At 69.3% G+C, this 22,969-nt stretch carries 12 protein-coding genes; 4 read left to right on the top strand and 8 right to left on the bottom strand.

Annotated elements, in window-relative coordinates; translation table 11 throughout:
• The first annotated feature begins 56 nt into the window (after positions 1–56).
• Positions 57–4,769, top strand: a complete 4,713-nt coding sequence (locus ACIPYT_RS07185) for a PKD domain-containing protein (RefSeq protein WP_401072058.1) — start codon at positions 57–59, stop codon at positions 4,767–4,769.
• 38 nt (positions 4,770–4,807) lie between these two features.
• Here ACIPYT_RS07185 and ACIPYT_RS07180 read toward each other — a convergent pair whose 3' ends face one another.
• From ACIPYT_RS07180 to ACIPYT_RS07150, 7 genes are all read right to left on the bottom strand, one after another.
• Positions 4,808–7,378, bottom strand: coding sequence for a right-handed parallel beta-helix repeat-containing protein (locus ACIPYT_RS07180; RefSeq protein WP_401072056.1), 2,571 nt, complete (start codon positions 7,376–7,378; stop codon positions 4,808–4,810).
• Positions 7,379–7,547: 169 nt separating this feature from the next.
• A complete protein-coding gene (locus ACIPYT_RS07175; protein ID WP_401072054.1) occupies positions 7,548–8,189 on the bottom strand; it encodes a CDP-alcohol phosphatidyltransferase family protein in 642 nt (213 codons plus the stop codon).
• A gap of 71 nt (positions 8,190–8,260) precedes the next feature.
• On the bottom strand, positions 8,261–13,591 hold the full coding sequence (locus ACIPYT_RS07170; RefSeq protein WP_401072052.1) for a PKD domain-containing protein: 5,331 nt from the start codon (positions 13,589–13,591) through the stop codon (positions 8,261–8,263).
• Between the two features lie 107 nt (positions 13,592–13,698).
• Positions 13,699–14,331, bottom strand: coding sequence for a hypothetical protein (locus tag ACIPYT_RS07165; RefSeq protein WP_401072050.1), 633 nt, complete (start codon positions 14,329–14,331; stop codon positions 13,699–13,701).
• A gap of 83 nt (positions 14,332–14,414) precedes the next feature.
• Positions 14,415–15,677: an O-antigen ligase family protein gene (locus tag ACIPYT_RS07160; protein WP_401072048.1), complete on the bottom strand. Its 1,263-nt coding sequence runs from the start codon at positions 15,675–15,677 to the stop codon at positions 14,415–14,417.
• Complete coding sequence (locus ACIPYT_RS07155) at positions 15,661–16,983, bottom strand: hypothetical protein (RefSeq protein ID WP_401072046.1); 1,323 nt, start codon at positions 16,981–16,983, stop codon at positions 15,661–15,663. Before ACIPYT_RS07155 ends, ACIPYT_RS07160 begins: the two co-directional genes overlap by 17 nt.
• Before the next feature lie 59 nt (positions 16,984–17,042).
• Positions 17,043–18,251 carry a hypothetical protein gene (locus tag ACIPYT_RS07150; RefSeq protein ID WP_401072044.1) on the bottom strand — a complete coding sequence of 403 codons (1,209 nt, stop codon included), beginning with the start codon at positions 18,249–18,251 and terminating at the stop codon, positions 17,043–17,045.
• Positions 18,252–18,388: 137 nt separating this feature from the next.
• Between ACIPYT_RS07150 and rfbA the strand changes: the two genes are divergently transcribed.
• Genes rfbA through ACIPYT_RS07135 form a run of 3 tightly spaced genes read left to right on the top strand, consistent with a single transcriptional unit; the run spans position 18,389 to position 21,719 of the window.
• A complete protein-coding gene (gene rfbA, locus ACIPYT_RS07145; protein ID WP_401072042.1) occupies positions 18,389–19,261 on the top strand; it encodes a glucose-1-phosphate thymidylyltransferase RfbA in 873 nt (290 codons plus the stop codon).
• Positions 19,258–20,256, top strand: a complete 999-nt coding sequence (gene rfbB, locus ACIPYT_RS07140; protein ID WP_401072040.1) for a dTDP-glucose 4,6-dehydratase — start codon at positions 19,258–19,260, stop codon at positions 20,254–20,256. The genes rfbA and rfbB overlap by 4 nt, the downstream gene beginning before the upstream one ends.
• Positions 20,256–21,719: a sugar nucleotide-binding protein gene (locus tag ACIPYT_RS07135; protein ID WP_401072038.1), complete on the top strand. Its 1,464-nt coding sequence runs from the start codon at positions 20,256–20,258 to the stop codon at positions 21,717–21,719. Before rfbB ends, ACIPYT_RS07135 begins: the two co-directional genes overlap by 1 nt.
• Here ACIPYT_RS07135 and ACIPYT_RS07130 read toward each other — a convergent pair.
• A complete protein-coding gene (locus ACIPYT_RS07130) occupies positions 21,716–22,927 on the bottom strand; it encodes a glycosyltransferase (protein ID WP_401072036.1) in 1,212 nt (403 codons plus the stop codon). The genes ACIPYT_RS07135 and ACIPYT_RS07130 overlap by 4 nt on opposite strands.
• Between the last annotated feature and the right edge of the window lie 42 nt (positions 22,928–22,969).

The raw sequence follows: 22,969 nt of genomic DNA, 5'->3' as shown, positions 1-22,969 counted from the left end.
CCGCGAACTCCTTCAACCTCGCACGATCCGACCGCTTCTCACCTCGGGGAACCTCCATGAACCGCACTGCTCGTGGAGGCACCCGCCTCCGCCGTCTGGTCGCCATGCTCGCCACGGCGGCGACCGCGCTCGCGACGCTCGCGATGATCGCTCTGCCCGCGGAGTCGGCGCACGCGGAGACCCCGGGACAACCCGACACCGTCACTGCCGATGTGCTGCCCACATGGCAGATCAACGGCGTGGTCTGGAGCCAGGCCGTCGCCGGCAACACCGTCTACGTCACCGGCAGCTTCACGAAGGCGCGTCCGCCGGGGGTCGCAGTCGGCGGCCCCGGCGAGATCGACGCGAACAACGTGTTCGCCTTCGACATCACGACCGGGAACCCGGTGTCGAACTTCAGCCACTCCTTCGACGCGCAGGGCCTCGTGGTGCGCGTGACCCCCGACGGCAAGACCGTCTACTTCGGCGGCGACTTCACCTCCGTCGACGGGCAGGCCCGCGCGCACGTGGCCTCCTTCGACGTCGCGACCGGTGCCATGCTGAGCTGGGCGCCGCGCGCCGACGGCCAGGTGCGCGGCTTCGCCTTCGCAGGCGACAACGTCTACATCGGCGGCAACTTCCGCTCGAGCGGCGGCCAGGCGCGCAGCGAGCTCGCCGCCTGGAACACCACGACCGGCACCATCACGCCGTGGGCGCCGTCCGCGGCGGGAGACGGCTTCGTCTGGGACATGCTCACGAGCCCTGACTCCTCACGCATCATCATCGGTGGCTCGTTCACCACCCTCAACGGCGCGGCCGCGTACGGCATGGCCTCGATCGACGCCGCGACGGGAACCGCGATGCCCTGGGCGGCGACCGACCGCATCCGTACCGCCGGTCTCAACGGCGCCGTGTCGAGCCTCTCCACGGATGGCACGCAGGTGTACGGCACGGGCTACGCCTTCGGCGCCGGCGCGTCCTTCGAGGGCACCTTCGCGGCCGACCCGTACACGGGAGCGATCAACTGGGTGAACGACTGCCTCGGCGACACGTACGCGAGCTTCCCGCAGAACGGCGTGCTCTACTCGGTGTCGCACAAGCACGACTGCAGCGTCGTGGGGGCGTTCGGCGACACGAACCCGCGCTCCCGCTGGATGAAGGCGACGGCCGAGAGCACGACCCCTTCGGGGGTAATCACCAAGAAGGACGCCTACGGCTGGGACTTCACGGGCCTGCCGTACACGCAGCAGCTCAACTGGTACCCCGACCTCGAGTTCGGCACGTACACGAGCGCGCGCCAGGCCGCCTGGTCGGTCACAGGCAACGCGAACTACGTCGTCCTGGGCGGCGAGTTCCCCAAGGTGAACAACGTCGCGCAGCAGGGACTGGTGCGCTTCGGCAAGACCAGCGTCTCGCCGCACGCCGTCGGACCGATCTACAACGCGGGGCTCACTCCCGCACCGTACTCGAACGAGGCCGGCGTGGTGCGCGTCCCCTTCAGCAGCGTCTGGGATCGCGACAACGCGACCATCACCTACGACGTGTTCCGCAGTCCCTCCGTGAAGATCGCGACCTTCACGCGCACGGACGGACGGTTCTGGAACCTCCCGAGCCTGAGCATCACCGACAGCGGGCAGACGCCGGGAGCGCAGGTGCGCTACCAGGTGCGGGCGAAGGATGCCGACGGCAACGTCCAGTGGAGCGCGTGGTCGCCCTACGTGACCGTGTCGAGCGCGCCGACCACCGCCTACCGCGCGGCCGTGCGGGCGAGCGGCGCGAGCCACTACTGGCGTCTCGATGAGACGACCGGCACGCGCCTGTCCGACGACATCGGCGACGCGCCCGGCACGGCTTCCGGCCTCACGCTCGGCGCGAGCGGCGCCCTCCTCAACGACTCGACGGGTGCGATCACCTCGGCGGGCGGAAGCTCCCCGAAGATGACGACGCAGGATGTCGGCGCATCCGACGCGGCGGTCACGGTCGAGGCCTGGGTCAAGACCACCAACACCAAGGGCGGCCGCATCGTGGGCTTCGGCGACGCCTCGACCGGTACGTCGACCTCGGGCGGCACCGACCGCGTGCTGTACCTCGACAACTCCGGCCGCGTGAACTTCGCGATCAACGACGGCTCCTACCGCACGATCCTCAGCAGGTCGAGCGTGAACGACGGCAGCTGGCACCACCTCGTGGGCACGGTCGACGGCTCCGGCATGCAGCTGTTCGTCGACGGCAAGCGCGTCGATCGCGACCAGGCGCGCACTTCGCCCAAGAGCTACGACGGCTACTGGCGCATCGGCGCCGATCAGACGAACGGGTTCGCGAACAAGCCGACCAACGCCGGTCTCGCCGGGACGATCGACGACGTGGCCGTCTACCCCACTGCGCTGTCGCAGGCCGACATCCAGACGCACTACCTCGCGAGCGGGCGCTCGGCGGCGTGGACCGCGGCACCGACCGACACGTACGGCGCCGCCGTGTCGACAGACAAGCCCGACCTGTTCTGGCGTCTCAACGAGACGGCGGCGGGAACCATTGCGGACTCCGCTGCGGGTGGCACGACCGGCAACCAGTCGGGCACGGTCACGCGCGGGCAGGCCGCGGCCATCGGCACGGGCACCGCGACGACCTTCAACGGCACGAACGCACTCGTGGTCGCGCAGGAGCCGTGGACCGCACCGACGTCGTACACCGCGGAGGCCTGGATCAAGACCACGACCAACAAGGGTGGAACGCTGATCGGTTTCGGCAACACCACCAGCGGCCTGAGCTCGTCGTACGACCGGCACGTGATCATGCAGAGCGATGGCAAGCTCACCTTCGGCAGCGGTCAGCCGCAGACGACGCTCGTGAGCTCGGCCGCCTACAACGACGGCAAGTGGCACCACGTCGTCGCGACGCAGGGCGCCTCGGGAATGAAGCTGTGGGTCGACACCCAGCTAGTCGGCAGCAACTCGATGCCCAATGCGGAGAACTACCGCGGATACTGGCGCATCGGCGGAGACCGCACCTGGGGCAGCACGGCGAGCAACTACATCGCGGGCACGCTCGACGAGGTCGCCGTGTACCCGACCGCGCTCTCCGAGAGCCGCATCCGCGAGCACTACACCGCGAGCGGACGCACGCTGCCCGGCCGCGCGCCGGTCGCCGCCTTCACCTCGACGGCGGACAAGCTCCGTCTCGCGGTCGACGCGAGCGGGTCGACGGATGCCGACGGCGACGCCCTCACCTACGCGTGGAGCTTCGGCGACGGCGCATCGGCCACTGGCGCGACCGCGAACCACACGTACGCCTCCGGCGGCACCTACACGGTCACGCTGACGGTGACCGACAGCACGTCGCTCGTCAACACCCTGACGCGCTCCGTGACGGTCGCCCCGAACCAGGCCCCGACGGCCGCGATCTCCGCGACCGCGACTCATCTCGATGTGGCGTTCGACGGTTCCGGATCTGCGGACCCGGACGGGTCGATCGCCGCGTACGCATGGGACTTCGGCGATGGAGCCACGGCGACGGGTGCGACGACGTCGCACACCTACGCCTCCGCGGGGACGTTCACCGTGACGCTGACCGTGACCGACGACAGCGGGGCGACGGCGACCAAGACCCGCACGGTGACGACGTCGCTCGCTCCGAACCAGGACCCGACGGCGGCGTTCACGAGTACGACCGACCTGCTGAAGGTCGAGGTCGACGGGTCGGGCTCGACGGATCCGGACGGCACCATCTCGTCGTACGCGTGGGCCTACGGCGACGGATCCACCGGCACCGGAGCCACCGCCTCGCACACCTACGCGGCACCGGGCACGTACACGGTGCGCCTGACGGTCACCGACAATCGTGGCGGCACCGCCACCACCACCCGCGATGTGACCGTCGCACGCAATGCGGCGCCCACTGCGGCGATCACGACATCCGTGACCGACCTCACGGCCTCGGTGAGCGGATCGGGGTCCGGCGACGCCGACGGCACCATCGCGTCGTACTCCTGGAACTGGGGCGACGGCAGCGCCGACGGCACGGGCGCGACGGCGACGCACGCGTACGCGAGCGCGGGTTCGTACACCGTCACGCTGACGGTGACCGACGATCGTGGCGCGACCGCCACGGCGACGGCGTCGGTCGTCGTGACCGCTCCTCAGGTCTGGGCCCAGGACACCTTCACCCGAACGGGCACGAACGGCTGGGGCGCGGCCACGAACGGCGGCGCGTGGACGATGTTCCCGAGCAGCGCGACCGCGCTGAGCAAGTTCGGCGTCAACGGCACCGGCGGCACAGTGACGCTCTCGGCCGGCAACAACTACACCGCGGTCCTCGCGGGTTCGACGCCGTCGACGAACACCGAGGAGCGGTTCACGGTCGCCTTCAACCAGCCGTCGACGGGTGGCGGATACTACTTCTCCGCCATCGGTCGTCAGCTCGACAGCAACAACGACTATCGGGCGAAGATCCGTGTCGCCTCCAACGGCGCCGTCGCGATCTGGCTGACCAAGACGGTCGGCGGCGTGGAGACGGTGCTGTCGTCGACCACCGTGCCGGGCCTGTCCGTCACGACCGCCGACTCGCTCAGCGTCCGGTTCCAGGTGACGGGCACCAACCCGACGACCTTGAAGGCGAAGGTCTGGCGCACCGCGACCGCGGAGCCGACGGCCTGGTCGCTGTCGACGACCGACGCCACGGCCTCGCTGCAGGCCCCCGGCTACGTCGGGGTCAACAGCTACCTGTCCGCGAGCGCGACCGCCGTCCCGGTGGTCTACACGTACGACGACCTCTGGGCAGGACCCGCGCAGTGACCGCGCGGCAGGAAGGGTCGTCGACGACGGCGCTCGACTCAGGGGAAGCGTGCACCGATCGTCGGCGTGATCGAACCGAGGATGGCCCGCACCGCGGCCGGAAGCGGCAGCGCGGTGGCAGTCACACCCGGAAGCAGTCGCCCGTTGGCGTCGGTCGCCGGTCGTCCTTCGATCGCCGTGGAGAGGGCATCCTCCCCGGTGGTCGACCGATAGGCACTCCAGGTCGAGAACACGTAGGGATTGACGCTCGCCGTCCCCCGTGACCAGATCACGAACCAGGTCGGTGCCGTGGCGCTGTCGCGCTGGATCACATTGGCGTTCGACCGAATGTTGAGCTGCGCCGGCGTGTACCGGTGGGTGTAGTCCTCCACGCAGAGCGTGCAGTTCCCGCTGCTGCTGCCGATCACGTTGTTGCTGACCGAGATGTCCTTGATCAGCCACGGCATGGTCGAGTCGGGGAACGGCCGACGAGCGTTGTGCCCCGGCACCGACCGGTCGGTCGAACTGCGGCTGTCCTGCACGATGTTCACCGCGCGATCGCCGCCGATGATCGTGTTGTTCCAGAGGTTCACGCCGCCGGTGTTGTTGATCTTCACACCGTTGCCGACGTTGCGCAGCACGAGGTTGTTGACGAAGTCGATCTTCTGCGAGAGCTCGAGGAACGCGCCCGCTCCACGGTTCTCGACCATGTCCGATCCGCTGATGTTCACGTCGTACACGGACTGGTCGAGCCAGACACCGGGGCCGTCGTTGCGCAGCAGCGCGGACCCCGTGATGGTGACCCCGCGCGACTTCGCGATCTTCACGCCACCTGACACCGGAGAGGTGTTGAAGTGCTCCGCGTTGTTCTCGACCGACAGGAGATCGTCGATCAGCAACGCGTCGGCGTAGTTCGCGCCGAGACCCATGAGTCCGTTGCGGGCGAGTGTGACATCACGGATCGTCGCGTTCGAGGCACCCACGAAGAGGCCCGTCGACGCGTTGTCATAGATGACGACGTTCTCGAGCGTGGCGTCGGCGGCTTCGACGGTGACGGCGCCCATCAGCCAGACCGACGTGGCGTATCCGCGGATCCCGACTCCGCGCACCACCGCCCCCTCACCCCTGAGCGACAGCGCCTTCGGCAGGGTCGATGCGCGAACGGCGTGGCCGGCCGGGTCGGATCCGAGGTACAGCCGGTCGTTCGCGACATCCGTGAAGAAGGTGCCCGCCTTGAGAGCGGCGAGCGATCCGACCTCGACCTGCGCGACACCGTCGATCCACACCTGCTCCGGGTGCGCCGCCATCGGGTGCGCGGCGTTGAGCCAGCGCCATCCGGCAGCCGTGCCGTCGGCCTCACCTCTCGTGAACGACGGCGTGGAATCGAAATCCTGAGTCCATCCGGCCGCGTACCAGCGTCCGCCGGAGGCCTGCCAGCTGTTCATCGCCGTGGAGCCGTCGAACCAGACCGCTTCCCCGGGATACGACTGGATGGTGATCTTCTTGCCGGCCGGGATCACCACGGACTCGTGGTAGGTACCGCCGCGCAGCACGAGCGTCGCACCAGACCCTGCGCGGTTGACAGCCGTCTGCACGGAGGAGAACGGCGACTCGGCCGCGCCGGTGCCGTTCGAGGCACCCGTCGCGCTGACGAACACGGCGCCGGCGGGGACGGGATATCGCGTCGTACCGACCAGCGCCGATCCGGCGTCCGTGCGGGCGCCGGCGACGTTCCAGACGGGGGCGGCACCTGAATCCGGCGTCGTCGGAGTGGTCGGCGTGGTCGGCGTGGTCGGCTCCGTCGGCGTGGTCGGCTCCGTCGGCGTGGTCGGCGTGGTCGGCTCCGTCGGCGCGGTCGGCTCCGTCGGCGTGGTCGGATCCTCACCGGGTGCCGTCGGCTCGCCGTCCGGAGTCGTGATCCGCAGGTCGTCGGCCAGCACCGCCAGGGCGGGTGTGCTCCGCGAGAGGTAGAGTCGCACACCGGAGCGCCCGGCATCGGCGAGACGCTTCGCCGAACGGTCAGTGACGCTGAGCTTCCATCCCGTCGGGGTGGCCCCGACCTTGGTGACTCGCGCATCGATGGCGACGGCATCCGTGCCGGCGACGCGTGTCTCGAGGACGAACGGCACTCCCGCGCGGACGCGGAGGTCGGGCACCCACGTGTGACCGAGGGACGTCTGAACGCCGTCGTTCACGCGCAGCGTCTCGAGAAGGACGACCCCCTTCGGATCGACGCGCACCTGCACCTGGTAGAAGCCGGTGTCGGTCAGACGCGATTGCAGGCTGACGTAGACGCCTGAGCCCGACTTCGGGAGTTGCGGGAGGGTGAACGTCGTCGACTGCGTGGAGTCTGCGACGGCCACGCCCACCGGTCGGGCGGTGACCGAGGCCCCCGGCCTGCTCGCGGTGAGTCGTGCCACGCCGGCCGACACGGACACCGACGCGAGCGGCGACGCGTCGTACGTGGTGCCGGTGGCCGACGTGCCGAGTCCGGCCGTGACCGTGCGGTCCATGGAGTCCTGGACGAGGACGGCATCCGGGGCGTTCTCGGCCGTCGCGGAGGCGGGCAGGGCGAGGGGGGCGATCAGAGCGAATAGTGCAACGACAAGAGGGAGGGTACGTAGATGCATGACAAGGATCTCTCCGATGTGCTTCTCACCGGTGCCGATTCGGGTTGGCTCCGGTGATATCCGACGTCGGTGGCGGATGATCCTAGAACTTATCGTGAAACTCGTGGACGGTGCCTGTGGATCTCCTGATAACAATCCGGTAACCGCCCTCCGCGTCCGGGCTCCGGCCTCAGCCGAGAGCCGACATCTTTCTGAACCAGACGGCGAGAGCAGCGCCGAGGTAGAGCAGCGCCGCGAGCGCGAGGAGGCTGTACACCACCATGAATCCCGGCGCCCATCCCCAGAGCACGAAAGCGAAGCACAGGACTCCGTAGTCCGTCGGGAGTCCGAGAAGCGAACGCATGACCGAGAACCCGCCCGACTCCGCCGCCTGCGGGACGCCGCGCTTGCCGCGCAGCAGATCGTTGAGGATCATCCCGAAGAAGGTGACGGTCGAGATCACGGCGAACCCGAGCGGCACGAGCAACCAGAGCTCGGACGGGAGCGGGAAGAAGCGGTAGGCCCCGATGGCCACCGCGATCGGCAGCGCCACCAGCTTCGTGGAATCGAGGACGTGATCGAGCCACTCCCCCGCGAGGGATCCGCCTCCGCGAAGGCGTGCGACCTGACCGTCGGCGCTGTCCCAGGCGTAGCCGATCGCTAGAAGGAGCCAGACGACGATGCCGAGCACGATCGACGGAGACACGGTGGCCAGCAGCACGATCGCTGTGAAGGTGAACGCGGCGCTGATCAGCGACACCTGATTCGGAGTCAGACCCGCGGTGTGAGCACCGGCCGCGATGACTCGCCCGACCGGACGGTTGATGAACACCGAGTACGCCGGGGCCCCGCGTGCACGCCCCTTCTGGGCGGCCGCGAGGCTCCGGTACGATTCTGAGAAACTCAGGGGGTCACTCCTCGTGCTCGGAAGTCGTCGAAGGTCAGCGTGTACGGAACGCTGGTGAATCCGGAGCCCGCGTAGGTGGAGATCCCGATGTGGCCCGCCGTCTGCAGCGCAGCGGTCGAGTCCGTGGTCGTGAGCTGCCATGCGGTGGGCTCGGTCGTTCCGGCTGCCCAGATCTTACTCCGCAGCGTGGTCGTGCCCGTGCCGAATGCCTGCACCCGGACGTTGTACACGGTGCCGGCCGCGAAGGTGAACCCGGTCATGTTCTGCGACACGAGCGCGGTGCCTCCACGCGCGATCTGGGCGGTCACCGAGCCGTCGGCTCCGATCAGCCAGCGCGCACGGTAGTCGTCCGACCCGACGACGCGAGCCAGTGCCGCGACGTACACGCGAGCTCCGGCAGGCAGAGCCGGTGCCGAGACCGTGAAGGTCAGGTCCGTGCTCGTCGAGGTCGCCGCGTTCAGCGTGGCCGTGCGGGTCTGGCCGGCGGCCTGCGTCGTGAACTTGGCCGTGCCGTTGTCGATCGACACGTTCGCCGCGCCGTTCGTCTGCGTCCACGTCCCGCCGACCTGAGCCGTCCCGAGGGTGCCGTTCACCCGACCGAAGTCGTCGGAGGCGAATGCCGCCCCCGCCGGCGCCACCACCGTGACCGACTTGGTCAGGGTGCCGGTGGCGCCGCCGTTGTCGGTGACCGTCAGCGTCACGGTGTACGTGCCCGCTGCGGCGTAGGGGTGCGAGGCGGTCGCCCCCGTGCCGTTCGAGCCGTCGCCGAAGTTCCACGCGTACGACGCGATCGTGCCGTCGGGATCCGCCGATGCCGAGGCGTCGACGGCGACCGTCAGGTCGGTCGGAGTGGCCGTGAAGGCCGCCACGGGGCTCTGGTTGCCCGGCGCGGCGGTCACTGTGACCGCCTTCGTCAGGGTTCCGGTTGCGCCCTTGTCGTCGGTCACCGTCAGCTTCACCTGGTACGTGCCGGCTGCTGCGTATGTGTGCGCGGCGGGGGTGGCTCCGGTCGCGGATCCGCCGTCGCCGAACTCCCATGCGTAGGAGGCGATGGTGCCGTCGGCGTCGGCCGAGGTCGAGCCGTTGGCCGTGACGGAGAGTCCGTTCACCGCGGTCGTGAATGCGGCGGTCGGAGCCTGGTTCGCCGGAGGCGTGGGACCGCCGGTGGTCGAACCTGCCCAGAAGTTGTCGAACCGCGTCTGGAACGGAACGTTCGAGACGGATCCGCCGAGGTACACGCCGAGCCCGACGTGTCCTGCGGACTGCAGGCCGGCCGTCGAATCGGTGGTCGTGGACGTCCAGGCGGTCGGCTCGGTCGTCCCCACCTTCCAGACCTTGGCGCGGATGGTCGTCGGCGAGGTGCCCGTCGCCTCGGTCCGCACGTGGAGAGCCTCACCCGCGCTCACCGTCAGCCCCGTGGGGACGTTGGTGAGGACCGTCGTGGTGCGCTGCAGCTGCAACGTGACGCTGCCGTTCGCCGCGACGATGATCCGGGACTTGTAGTCCTCGGTGCCCACTCGACGAGCCGACATCGTGTAGTACGCGCTTCCGCCGTTGGGCAGCTGCGGCAGCGCCACATCGACGTCGACGGCCGTGTCGGTCGCCGACACCCCGGTCAGGTAGGCGTATCGCTGAGCGCCGGCCGTCTGCTGGAATCCGGCGTACGCCCCGCTCACGAGGTAGTTCGACGCCGTGTTCGACAGGGTCCACGCTCCGCCCGAATCCGCCGTGCCGAGTCCGCTCGCCACCGTGCGGTTGAACGAGTCGGATGCGTAGGTGACCGCTCCGACGGGAGCTGTCGCCGTGACCGAGGCGGTGGTCTGCGAGGAGAGCCCCTCGTCGTCGGTCACGGTGAGGGTGATCGTGTACGAGCCGCCCGCGGCGTAGGTGTGGGTCGCCGTCCTGCCCGTGCCCGCCGCCGTGCCGTCGCCCCAGTTCCAGGAGTATCCGGCGATGGTGCCGTCGGTGTCGTTCGACGCGCTGGCGTCGACGTCGACCTTCAGATCGGCGATGGCCGAGGTGAACGACGATACGGGAGCCTGGTTGGCGACCGCCTCGACGATCTTGGTCTCGGTGGTCGTCGCACCCTTGTCGTCCGTCACGGTCAGCGTCACGGTGTAGCTGCCGGCCGTCGCGTACGTGTGGGTGGCCGTGGCTCCCGAGCCGTCGGCCGTGCCGTCGCCCCAGTTCCAGCTGTACCCGGCGATCGTGCCGTCGGAGTCGGACGACGCGCCGGCGTCGACGGCGAGACCGAGCTTGGTCATCGCGGTCGTGAAGCTCGCCGTCGGCGGGATGTTCGCCGGTGCGCCGGTGGAACCGAGCGCGTAGTGCTGCGAGACCGATGTCGCGGTGAGGGGCGCGAGGTAGACGGCCACCTCGTCGATCGCTCCGTCGAACTCCCAGTCGCCGGGGCCCCACGTGACGTCGCCGCCCACGTGCCAATACCCGGTGTAGTCCTGCGCGTTGGTCTGGCCGTTGGCGCCCTGCTCGACCCCGTCGACGTATAGACGCATGCCCGTCGCACCCTGCGTCGCGACGACGTGGTGCCACTGGTTGTCGTTGTACGACGCGGAGGTCTGCAGAGTGTCGGCGAAGCCGACCCATACTCCGTAGATGAGCTTGCCGTCCGGCGTCATGTAGACGTGCCGGTCATAGCCCGAGGAGTTGCCGTTCGAGCTGTTGCCGAAGCCGATGATCTTTCCGCCGGACGTGGTGTTCGTCTTGAACCACGCCTCGAGCGAGTACGAACGCGGGTTCGTGAACGAGTTCTGGCTGATGACCTGACCGCCTTCGAAGGTGGCAGCGGTGTTGGAGACGCCGTTGAGCGCGCCACCCGTCCCCTTGCTGATCGCTCCGAAGTACGTGCCCTTCTGGTTGTAGCCCGAGGCGTCTGCGGCCGTCGTGCCGGTCGACTCTCCGAGGCGCCAATAGAGCGCGGGATCGAGCGAGTACACGGCTGCGCCGTAGGCGTCGCTCGGCGCGGTCGATCCCTCGAGCGTGCGACCGGAGGCCGTGTAGTGGGCGGCGGTCTGCTCGCGGGTCAGCGGGGCGCCGTAGATGGCGACGTCGTCGATCTGACCGTTGAAGAACGCGGCGCCCGACCAGGGGCTGTCGCCGCCGATGCGCCAGTAGCCGTTGTACGCCTGCGCCGAGGTGACGTCGGTGCGCTGCGCGACCCGGACGCCGTCGATGTACAGCACCATGCCAGCATCGCTCAGACCGGCCGACACGTAGTGCCATTCACCGTCGTTGAACGTGTTGGACGAGGTGATCGTCGCCTCGGTGTTCGGGTAGACGCCGAAGGTGATCTGCCCGCTCGGCTGCATGTAGACGTGTCGGTCGTAGCTCGAGGACGTTCCCGTGGAGCTGTTTCCGAAGCCGACGATCTTGCCGCCGCTCGTCGTGGTCGTCTTGAACCATGCCTCGATGCCGAAGCTGTTCGGACCGGCGATCGCGGAGGTCGTCGAGGCGAAGCCGTCGCCGGAGCCGTTGAAGCTCGATGCCGGACGCGAGTCCGACAGCATGGCGCCGGAGGTCTCACGGGTCACGCCGCTGCGCACGGCGAGGTCGGAGGCACCGGCCCAGTCGTACGAGAGAGTGGCCGACGAGTCGTCGAGGGGCCAGTAGTTCAGTGGCGCGTCACCGAGCACCGCGGTGCGGTACGCGCTCGGGGCCGCCGAGCCGGAGGCCGTGACGGTCGCGGTCCCGCCGAGGATCGAGTGACCCTCGTTGTCGGTCGCGCGGATCCGGTACGTGTAGCTCGTGCCGTTGACGACGGTCGTGTCGACGTACGCCATGGGCGGCAGGCCCCAGTCGGCCGACTTCGACCGCACGTTCTCGAAGGTCTTCACGACCACGTTGTCGCGCAGCACCTCGTACTTGAGGAACTCGCTGTCACGGTCGTAGTTGAGCGGCCAGCTCACGCGTACGGAGCCGCCGGTGAGGGCGAGAGCCGTGGCGGGCCACGCCGTGTTCCACAGAAGCGGCCCCTGCGCGTTCGTCGACTTCTCCTTCACGGCGAAGCGCGCGAGGCCCTGCTGACCGGTGTTGTTGACGCGCGTGAACTCGCCGCCGTAGACGAGGTACTCGCTGTTCGACGAGACCGACCACGGACCCTGCGAGGCGCCGCTGACATTGCCGGCGTTGAAGCTCGGGAACCAGTGCAGCACCTTGGGAGCGGGGTTGCCGCCGAAGTCGTAGTAGCCGAGGTTCAGGCCGTACGGCGTCGTGCGCGCGACGTCCTTCGACACGGCGAGGCCGCGGTAGAAGCTCCACGGGTCGCTCTGCGGGAAGCCGCCCTCGAGGCTGCCGCAGTAGTGGGAGTGGCCGGCCGCGTAGACCGTGTCGCCCATCGGCTGGACGTCGTACTGGTCGCCGTGGCAGTCGTTGACCCACACGAGGTTGCCGGTCGACCACGAGGCCCGGAACGAGCCCTCGAGGTTTCCGCCGTTGCCGAACACGTAACCCGTGCCGTAGATGTCGTCGCCGTCGGACTTGAGCGAGAGGATCGCCGCGTCGAGGCCCGCGTTGCGGATCACGTTGTTCGCGGAGAACGGCAGCAGGGATGCGTCGGATGCCGACACCATCGCGAGCCCGTAGCCCGGGTTCGAGCTGCCGTTGAGCGTCTGGAAGTTGCCGCCGAGGACGACGCGCGAGCCATCGGGGGAGACCGTGACGACGCGTCCCTGGCGGCCCTCTAGCACAGGGGCCCACGGCAGGATCGTGCCGTTGCGGGTGAAGGCGGCGGCGCCCGCGCGGTCGTTGCCGGAGATGCGGCCGAACGTGCCGGTCAGATAGACGGTGTCGTTCGTCGCGGCGACGCCGGACGTCACGCCGTTGGAGTTCGGGTTGAAGGTCGAGAGGGTGCCACCGGGGAGATCGAAAGCGGCGACGCGGTTGCGGGTGGTGCCGTTGACCGTCGTGAAGTCGCCGACGATGTAGAGGCGGGAGCCGTCGGGCGAGGCCTCGACCTGACGCACCTGGCCGTTGATGGTCGGTGCGAACGACGTGATGAGCACGCCCGTACGGATGTCGTAGGCGAGCAGGTTCGACCGCGGCGTCTCGTTCGTGCCCGCGGCGGCGCCGGCGGGCCGCGCACTGGTGAACTTTCCGGCCGCGTAGACCACGTTGCCGACGACGGCCTGGTCCCACACGATGCCGTTGATCTGGACCGTCGGCAGCGAATCGGCCGTCACGGTGGTCGGCTCACCCTCGGGCGGACTCACGTCTGCCTGCGCGGGCGCCATGGCCACCAGCGAGCCGAATGCCACGGCGAGGGTCATCGCGATCGCGATGAATGCTCCCCGGCTGCGGCGTCCCCAAGACATTGCAGTATTGCCCATCGTTCATCTCCCCAGATGATGGACGTTCGTGCTCAACCCCTACGTCGGCACCGAACGGTAACTCCCCAGTTGATCGTCGCCTTCACCTCGACCTACGGCCGAGGACCCACGAAGACCACGTTTGGCGCAGTCGCCAACACGTCGACGATAACACGGATGTCCCCCGCAGGAGAAGAGGGAACCGCGAACACGAAAACGGCGTCGGCATGGCCGCCGGCGGGGATCGTCGCGGGCCACATCGTGGCATCCTCCGCAGCGACGCCCGCCGCGGGAAGACGGTCGTCGCCGCCGTACGTCAGAGTGGTGTTCGCACCGGCGGTGTCGATCGGTTCGTCCGAGCCGTTCGTGAGACGCACGGTCACGCGGATCGCGGGCCCGCTGGGCTCCCCGGGGATGTCGTTGCCGGCGGTGGTCTCCTCGAGCGCCGTGACCTCGGCCACGACTCCGTCGACGACGGGAGCCGGCTCATCGATCGCGACCTCGTCGGCGTCGACCGGCTTGTCGGCGCCGTCGGTGGCCCCGGGCGTCGGCGTCTCGAACTCGGTCGGCTGAGGCGTCGGAGACGCCCCGGGGGTGCCGGATCCTGCGCCCGGATCCTGATCCGAACCGCTGTTCGCGAGGACCCCCCAGACGATCCCGCCCACCAGGAGGACGACGATCGCGCCCGCGATGGCCCAGACGCGCCATCCCGGCCGCCGCTGCGGCTCTTCGACCGGCTCAGTCATCAGTGGTCCCCTCCTCGGCACACCATCGCGTCGCATGATCGACGCGGACACCCGTCATTCTAGGTCAGCCCTCGGCCGGCCGATCAATCGCCGTCGGCCCGATCGAGGTCGTCAAATCGCGGCCCCTTCGGATCGTCCGCGTGTCTCGATCGATGGGTGAGCACGGTCGCGACGACGAAGAACAGGATGAACGCGGTGGCACTGTCGACCAGGCCGCTCTCCGTCGCAGAGCGCAGCAGCACGAGCGAGAGCAGTGGTGCGATCAGCCAGCGCCGGCGCGACGAGATGAGGGCGCTCGCGACGCACCACACGATCAGCGCCGCGATCAGCGCGGTGCCGATCAGACCCGTCTGCGCGAGCAGCGACGCCCAGCTGCTGTCGAGCACCTGCTCGTCGCGCCACTTGATGTCGACGGGGATCTTCTTCGCCGAGAGTCCGATGCCGATCCATTTGCGCCACTCCCCCCAGTCCCAGCCGAACACCACCCGCCAGACGTCGAAGCGCGAATCCAGCGCGGTCGATGTGTCGTTCGAGCCCGCCCTGGTCGCCAGCGAGCCGAGCACGTCGGTGAACGAGGCGATCGCGTACGTGAGCGGCAGGGCGCCGAGGAGGAGGTAGAGGACGCTGCGGTCGCGGATGCCGTTGACGAGAACCGCGACCACGACGCCGACCACGATGGCCAGCAGTCCGGTGCGCGATCCGCTCAGCACCGCGATGCCCAGAAGCCCCGCCGCCGCACCGAGCCGCCAGAGCCGCACGCCGCTGCGGAGCATCAGGACGACCAGTCCCACCAGAGGCGCCGCGACGAGACCGGCGAGCTCGTTGGGATGGATCTCCGGGATGCCGCCGCCCAGCCGCCCGCTCGCCGCGAAGCTCGGCAGTCCGGTGACCGCTGCGACGACCGCGACCGCCGCCATCGCGGCGAGCAGACACGCGATGCTCGTGACCCAGGGCACTGTCGTGAGCAGGACGAGGAGGGTCGCCATCACCACGAACATGCGACCCACCAGCACGATCGTGGCGGACTCGTTGCCGGCGAGTGCGGCGCCGAGCACGCTGACCAGAAGGGTGACGGCGATGACGCCGGCGGGCGCCACGCCGATCGACACGCGTTCGCGCGTGCGCGCCGCGAGCATCACGGTCGCCACGAGCGCGATCACGGCGATCATCGCCTTCGCGATCACGACGGCATCCACCCCACCGCTGTAGATCGTGGCGCTGCGCCAGGGGATCACACTGACGATGACGAGGACGTAGAGGCCGCCGACCGCGGTCATCCTCGCCTGGCTGGGGCGGTGCGCGGACTGCTGACGCGGCTGCCGTTCGAGCTCAGTCGGGTCGTGCATGCGAGCCTCCGACGCCCGCGGTGATCGGATCGCGGTCGGAGACCCGCCAAGACTCCGCGATGGAGCCGAGCGCCTTCGACCCCGTGTGCACCATCACGACCCCGACGGGCCGGATGCCCATGACGCGGAGACGCGTGGTGACGGCGACCAGGTCGGATGCCGAGGTGGCGTTGTGCCGCACGTTCACGATCACGCCGGCCCCTGGTCGCACGAGCTGCTCGACAAGGGCCGACGCGCCCGGCTCGCAGATCACCACGACGACGTCGAACTCCTCGTGCATCGCGGTGACGATGTCGGGGAGCTCGGTCACGAGTGTCTCGGAGGCGATCGGCTCGTCGGCGACGAACACCGCCTGCTCGTCGTCGGCGTCGGTGATGGACCCGCCGTCGAGCACCTCGTTCAGGCTGTTCCCCTGACCGGTGACGTGCGCCTCGCGGGTGTCGATCACGCACGCGGTCGCTCCGATGAGACGCTGAGCCTCGAGCATGACGGAGACCGCATCGTCGTCGATCGACCCGTCGGACGCGGGGACGATCACGTGCGTGCGCATCGATCCGCCGGCGAGCGCCACGAGGTTGCCCGCCGCCTCTTCGTACGCCATGACCGGAGCGTCCGAATCCGGCTGGAAGCGACTGCGCCTCGGGATCTGGCCGATCACCGGGAGCCCCGACGCGCGGCGCACGTCGGAGATCGTGCGCAGACGACGATTGGTCGTGGTCCGGTAGACCGCGACGATCGCGCCGATGGCCAGGCCGGCGATACCGCCGAGACCCGTGATGGCCGTCACCTGCGGCGAGATCGGGGCGAGCGGCGCGACGGCCGGCAGCACCTGGTCGAGGGCCACGGTGTACCGCGAGTCGCCCTCGCTGTTCTCGGTCTCGCCGATGAGCTCGGACAGATGCGTCGCCGCGGAGTTCGCGACGTCGGTCGCGAGAGTCGCGGTCGGGGCGTCGGCGCGCACGACGAGCAGCACGGTGTCGGCGGTGTTCTCGGCCGACAGCATGCGGCGCAGGTCGCGGTCGGAGTACTCGTCCTCATCGAGACCGAGGTCGTCGCGCACCGCGTCGATGACCTCGGGGCTGTCGACGAGCGGCGGGTACGACTTGATGCGGGCGAGGCTGAACTGATTGCGCTCGAACAGCGAGGCCTCGGTGGAATCGACGCTCAACAGCAGGGTCGACGTCGACGCATAGGTCTCGGGCAGCAGCTTGGTCACGAGCCACCCCAGACCCGCCCCGAGCACTGCGAGCACGACGATGATCACCCATCCCTCGCGCAGGATCCGCCCGTACGGGACATCCTCCATCGCCAACCCCCTCAGCCGAAGACAGGCCTAAACCTATCATTCGCACCCCGGCGGCCCGTCTACGTCCCCGGGTTCTCCGAGCGCCCCGTGGAGAGCACGAGCCAGCGCAGCCCGATGCCGCCGAGTAGAGATGCGGCCGCGAGGCCGAACGGCAGCGCCGAGGCCTCCGCACCGAGCATGATCATGACGATCACGACGCCGACCGCCAGCAGGGTGTCGCTGAGGCGGATCAGGAAGACGGGGATCTGACGACCCCCGACCGCACCGAGCGCTCCGTAGGGCGTCACGATCGCCACGGACATGCCGTAGGCGAGCCAGGCGATCACAGCGAGCGGGTCGACGGTCACGTCGAACAGGAGAGGGCTCACCCAAGGGATCAGCACGACGGCGATCGCGCTCATCGCCACGGTCCCCAGGAGGAGGAGACCGACGACGCGATCCGCCTCGCGGACGGTGCCGCTGCGCCCCGCCTTGTGCTGGTCGGCGAAGCGCACGAACAGGAAGGACGACAGCCCGCCGATCACGAGGATCAGCGGCGAGGTGTACGTGCGTGCCGCCTCGAGCAGACCGACCGCGACCAGACCCGATCCTGCGAGCACGAGGAGCCGCGTGACGGTGAACAGGCTCGGCCTGAGCACCTGCTGCAGGCCCCGCCACACGCCGTAGCGCCAGACGGCGCCCATGTCGGCGCCGCGCAGACCCACCAAGTGACGATCACCGCGCGGGACGAGGAACCACCCGATGACCGTGGCGACGACCTGTCCGGCCGCGATGCCGAGGAGGAAGGTGGTCAGCGACAGCGCGTCCGCCAGATGCACACCCAGGATGATCGCGAGGGCGACGACGAACCCGCAGACGTCGGTGACGGCCGTGCGGACGAACGACATGTGCGCGATGAGCAGACGCCGGACGATCTCCTCGACGGCGAACGCGGCGAGCGCGACCGCGAACACCAGCGCCTCGACCGCATCGGAGAACCCGGTGAGCCAGGCGATGAGGAACGCGCCGATCGCGAGCAGCGTCGCCGTGACGAGCAGCACCGCCTGCAGACCCGCCCTGATCGACCGTGACGCACGGTCGAGCACCACGAGGGAATCCCCGACCAGTCCCGTCACCACGGCCGTCGCGACGATCACGACTCCGTACAGGATCGCGAAGCGGCCGTACTCCTCGATGCCGAGCAGCCTCGCCACCAGGATCTGCAGCAGCAGGCCGATCGCGGCCTGAGCGGCCTGGGCGATCACGGCCCCCACGGCCTTGCGTTTCATCTCGCCTCCCCGACCGACATCCTGCCACGCGGGACCACGCGCTAGAGTCGACGGTACGACTGTGGGGGTCGTCGGCGGCAGGGGAAGGCCGCCCGTTCTGCGACGCCCACGGACATCGACGTTTCTCGAGGGGGACCATGAAGGGCATCATTCTCGCGGGCGGATCCGGCACACGCCTGCATCCGATCACGTTGGGCGTCTCGAAGCAGCTCATCCCCGTCTACGACAAGCCGATGGTCTACTACCCGCTGTCGACCCTGATGCTCGCGGGCATCGACGAGATCCTCGTGATCACCACGCCGCACGACGCGGCGCACTTCGAGAGGCTGCTGGGCGACGGCTCGCAGTTCGGCATATCGCTCTCGTTCGCCCAGCAGGAATCTCCCGACGGACTCGCGCAGGCCTTCACGATCGGCGCGGACTTCATCGGCGACGACCGCGTCGCGCTGGTGCTCGGCGACAACCTGCTCTACGGTCCCGGCCTCGGTACGCAGCTCAAGCGCTTCTCCGAGATCGACGGCGGCGCGGTCTTCGCGTACTGGGTCGCCGAGCCCGAGGCGTACGGCGTGGTCTCGTTCGACGCTGATGGTCAAGCCGTGTCGCTCGAAGAGAAGCCCACGCATCCGCAGAGCAACTACGCGGTGCCCGGCCTCTACTTCTACGACAACGACGTCGTCGAGATCGCCCGCGCCCTCGAGCCGAGCGCACGCGGCGAGTACGAGATCACCGACGTGAACCGCGAGTATCTGCGGCGCGGCAAGCTCCAGGTCGAGGTGCTCCCCCGCGGGACCGCGTGGCTCGACACCGGGACCTTCGACCAGATGACGGACGCCGCCGACTACGTGCGCACGATGGAGCGCCGCACCGGCATGAAGATCGGCGTGCCCGAGGAGGTCGCGTGGCGGCAGGGCTTCCTCGACGACGAGCAGCTGCGCACGCGCGCGGAGGCCCTCGTGAAGTCCGGATACGGTTCGTACCTGCTCGCCCTGCTCGAAAGGGGTCGCTCATGACCCGTCTGCTCGTCACCGGCGGCGCCGGCTTCATCGGCTCGAACTTCGTGCACCACGTGATCGCGCACACCGACGCGCACGTCACGGTGCTCGACAAGCTCACCTACGCGGGCAACCGCGCCTCGCTCGAGGGTCTTCCCGCCGATCGCGTCGAGCTGGTGGAGGGCGACATCGCGGATGCCGCGCTCGTCGACCGCCTGTTCGCGGATGCCGACGCCGTGGTGCACTACGCGGCCGAGTCGCACAACGACAACTCGCTGCACGACCCGCGCCCGTTCCTCGACACGAACATCGTCGGCACGTACACGCTCCTGGAGGCCGCGCGTCGGCATGACCGCCGCTTCCACCACATCTCGACCGACGAGGTGTACGGCGACCTCGAGCTCGACGACCCCGCGCGCTTCACCGAGTCGACGCCGTACAACCCCTCGTCGCCGTACTCCTCGACCAAGGCCGGCAGCGACCTGCTCGTGCGCGCCTGGGTGCGGTCGTTCGGCGTGCGGGCGACCATCTCGAACTGCTCGAACAACTACGGGCCCTACCAGCACGTCGAGAAGTTCATCCCGCGCCAGATCACCAACGTGATCCGCGGCATCCGTCCCAAGCTCTACGGGGCGGGTCAGAACGTGCGCGACTGGATCCACGCCGACGACCACTCGTCCGCCGTGCTCACGATCCTCGAGAAGGGCGCGATCGGCGAGACCTATCTGATCGGCGCCGACGGCGAGAAGGACAACAAGTCGGTCGTCGAGCTGATCCTGACGCAGATGGGGCAGCCGGCCGACGCATACGACCACGTGACCGATCGCGCGGGGCACGACCTGCGCTATGCGATCGACTCGACCAAGCTGCGCACCGAGCTGGGCTGGCGTCCGCAGTTCTCCGACTTCGAGTCCGGCCTCGCATCGACCATCGAGTGGTACCGCGCGAACGAGGCGTGGTGGGCGCCGTCGAAAGACGCCACCGAGTCGTTCTACGCCGCCAAGGGGCAGTGATGACGGCGTTCGGCAAGGCGCTCGCCGTCACCGAGACGACGATCCCCGGCCTGCTGCTGGTCGACCTGCCGGTGCACGGCGACTCCCGCGGGTGGTTCAAGGAGAACTGGCAGCGCGAGAAGATGGTCGCCGCGGGGCTCCCCGACTTCGGCCCGGTGCAGAACAACGTGTCGTTCAACGACGCGGTCGGCACGACCCGGGGCATCCACGCCGAGCCGTGGGACAAGTGGGTCTCGGTCGCGACCGGCCGCATCTTCGGCGCCTGGGTCGATCTGCGCGAGGGCGAGTCGTTCGGCGCGGTCTTCACGGCGGAGATCGATCCCTCTCGCGCGATCCTGGTGCCGCGCGGGGTGGGCAACTCGTACCAGACGCTCGAGGCTGACACCGCGTATACGTACCTGGTGAACGACCACTGGTCTCCCGACGCCGCGTACTCGTTCCTCAACCTGGCCGACGAGACGGCCGCGATCGACTGGCCGATCCCGCTCGCCGAGGTCGAGATCTCCGCGAAGGACCTGGCTCACCCGCGCCTCGCCGACGTCGCACCGATCCCGCCGCGCACGACGCTCGTCCTGGGGGCCTCCGGGCAGCTGGGGCGCGCACTGCGCACCGCGCTCGGCGACGGCGCGCACGTCGAGTACGCGACGAGGGCAGACCTCGACCTCTCCTCCCCCGACCTCGCCACCGCCCGACGATGGCGCGACTACGGCGCCATCGTCAACGCCGCCGCCTACACCGCGGTCGACCTCGCCGAGACGGCCGACGGTCGCGCAGCGGCGTGGAGCGCGAACGCGTCGGGCGTCGCCGCGCTCGCACGCATCGCGACCGAGAACGGCATCACCCTCGTGCACGTCTCGAGCGACTACGTCTTCGACGGCTCGAACCCCGACGCCTACACCGAGGCCGACGCACTCGCGCCGCTCGGCGTCTACGGGCAGACGAAGGCCGCCGGCGACGTGGTCGCAGCGACCGTGCCCCGGCACTATGTCGTGCGCACCTCGTGGGTGATCGGCGACGGCCGCAACTTCGTGCGCACCATGGCCTCGCTGGCCGACCGCGGCGTGGCGCCGCGTGTGGTCGGCGACCAGATCGGCCGCCTCACGTTCACCGACGACCTCGCCGCAGCGATCGTGCACCTGCTGTCGACGCAGGCGCCGTACGGCGTCTACAACGTCACGGGTGCGGGTACTCCGCAGTCCTGGGCCGACATCGCCCGCACGGTGTACCGCCTCACGGGGCACGACGCGGAGTCCGTCACGGCCGTGACGACCGAGGAGTACTTCGCGGGCCAGGACGCCCCGGTGGCACCGCGCCCCCGCAACAGCGTGCTCGACCTCACGCGGGTCACCGCGACCGGGTGGACGCCGCGCGACGGCGCAGAGGCGCTCGAGGCGTACCTCGCGGCCGATCGATCGCCCGGATCCGAGAGCGCGCCCGGGTCCGAGAGCGCGCCCGGCTCCTAGAGCTCGCCCGGCTTCATCGCCTCGGCGTCGATCGCGCGGATCACCCGCAGGGTCGCCGTGTCGGGCTTCGGCTCACCGGCATCCGTCGGCCTCCTCCGCGAGGGCGCGTAGACCACGAGCGAGTGGAACAGGAAGCGCGCGAAGAACGCGACGATGAGCGAGAGCGCCGTCGCGAGGACGCTCGAGATGTGCCAGGTCTCGACCATGAGCGCCATCACCGGGATGCGCAGCGCGGCCTCGACGTTGTTGAACGCGAACGATGTGGCGAAGCGCACCCAGAGCGCGCGTGCGCCCGTGCGCATGTCGGCGAAGACGTAGCGCTCCTGCAGGATGAAGTTGCCGATGATCGTGACCTCGGCGCCGACGATCGCCGCCCACACGTAGGGCACGCCGGCCGCGGTGAGCGCCCACATGATGCCGAGGTTCGCGACCGCCCCGATCACGCCGATCAGGGCGAACAACGACATCTTGCCGAAGCGCAGGCGCGCGAGGTGCGCGATGAACGTCGCGCCCTGGCGCAGGCTCGCCTTGGAGGTGCCGTGGCGGCGCTCCGCGAACTCCATGGGCACCTCGGCGATGCGCAGATCCGTGCGGGCGAGGATCTCGAGCAGGATCTTGAAGCCCTGCGGCTTGAGCGTCGGCAGGTCGAGGCGCGTGCGATCGACGAGGAAGAACCCGGTCATCGGATCGCTGCTGCGCGCGAGGCGGATCGGGAACATCGCACGGGTGAGCCATGTCGCGGCGCGCGAGACGCCGAAGCGCATGGCCGTGCCGAGGCCGCTCGTGTCGCCGCCGCCGATGTAGCGCGACGCCGCGACCACGTCGGAGTCCCCCGCCGCGTGCCTCTCGATCAGGGCGGGGAGGAGCTCGGGCGGATGCTGCAGGTCGCCGTCCATCACGATGCACAGGTCGTGCGAGGCGGCCCCCAGTCCGACCACCACGGCCCCGCCGAGTCCGCCGCTGTTGTCGGCACGGTGGATGACGCGCACCGGCACGGATGCCGTCGCCGCGACGCGCTCGACCTCGGCGGCGGTGTCATCGGTGCTGTCGTCGACGAAGAGGATCTCGGCGTCGTGGCCGGCGAGCGCGGCGGAGGTGCGTGCGACGAGCTCCGCGACGTTGTCGCGCTCGTTGAACGTCGGCACGATCACCGTGACCGCTGACTGCACGAGTTCCCCCTTCGACCGCGGCGGCACCCGCTGCGGCATCCATAGTTCCACGGGTTGCTATGGGCAGCGAAACCGGATCCT

The organism is Microbacterium sp. NPDC089695 (assembly GCF_044749085.1).
In the GTDB taxonomy this organism is placed as follows: Bacteria; Actinomycetota; Actinomycetes; order Actinomycetales; family Microbacteriaceae; genus Microbacterium.
This window is presented reverse-complemented; position numbering and strand designations above follow the sequence as displayed.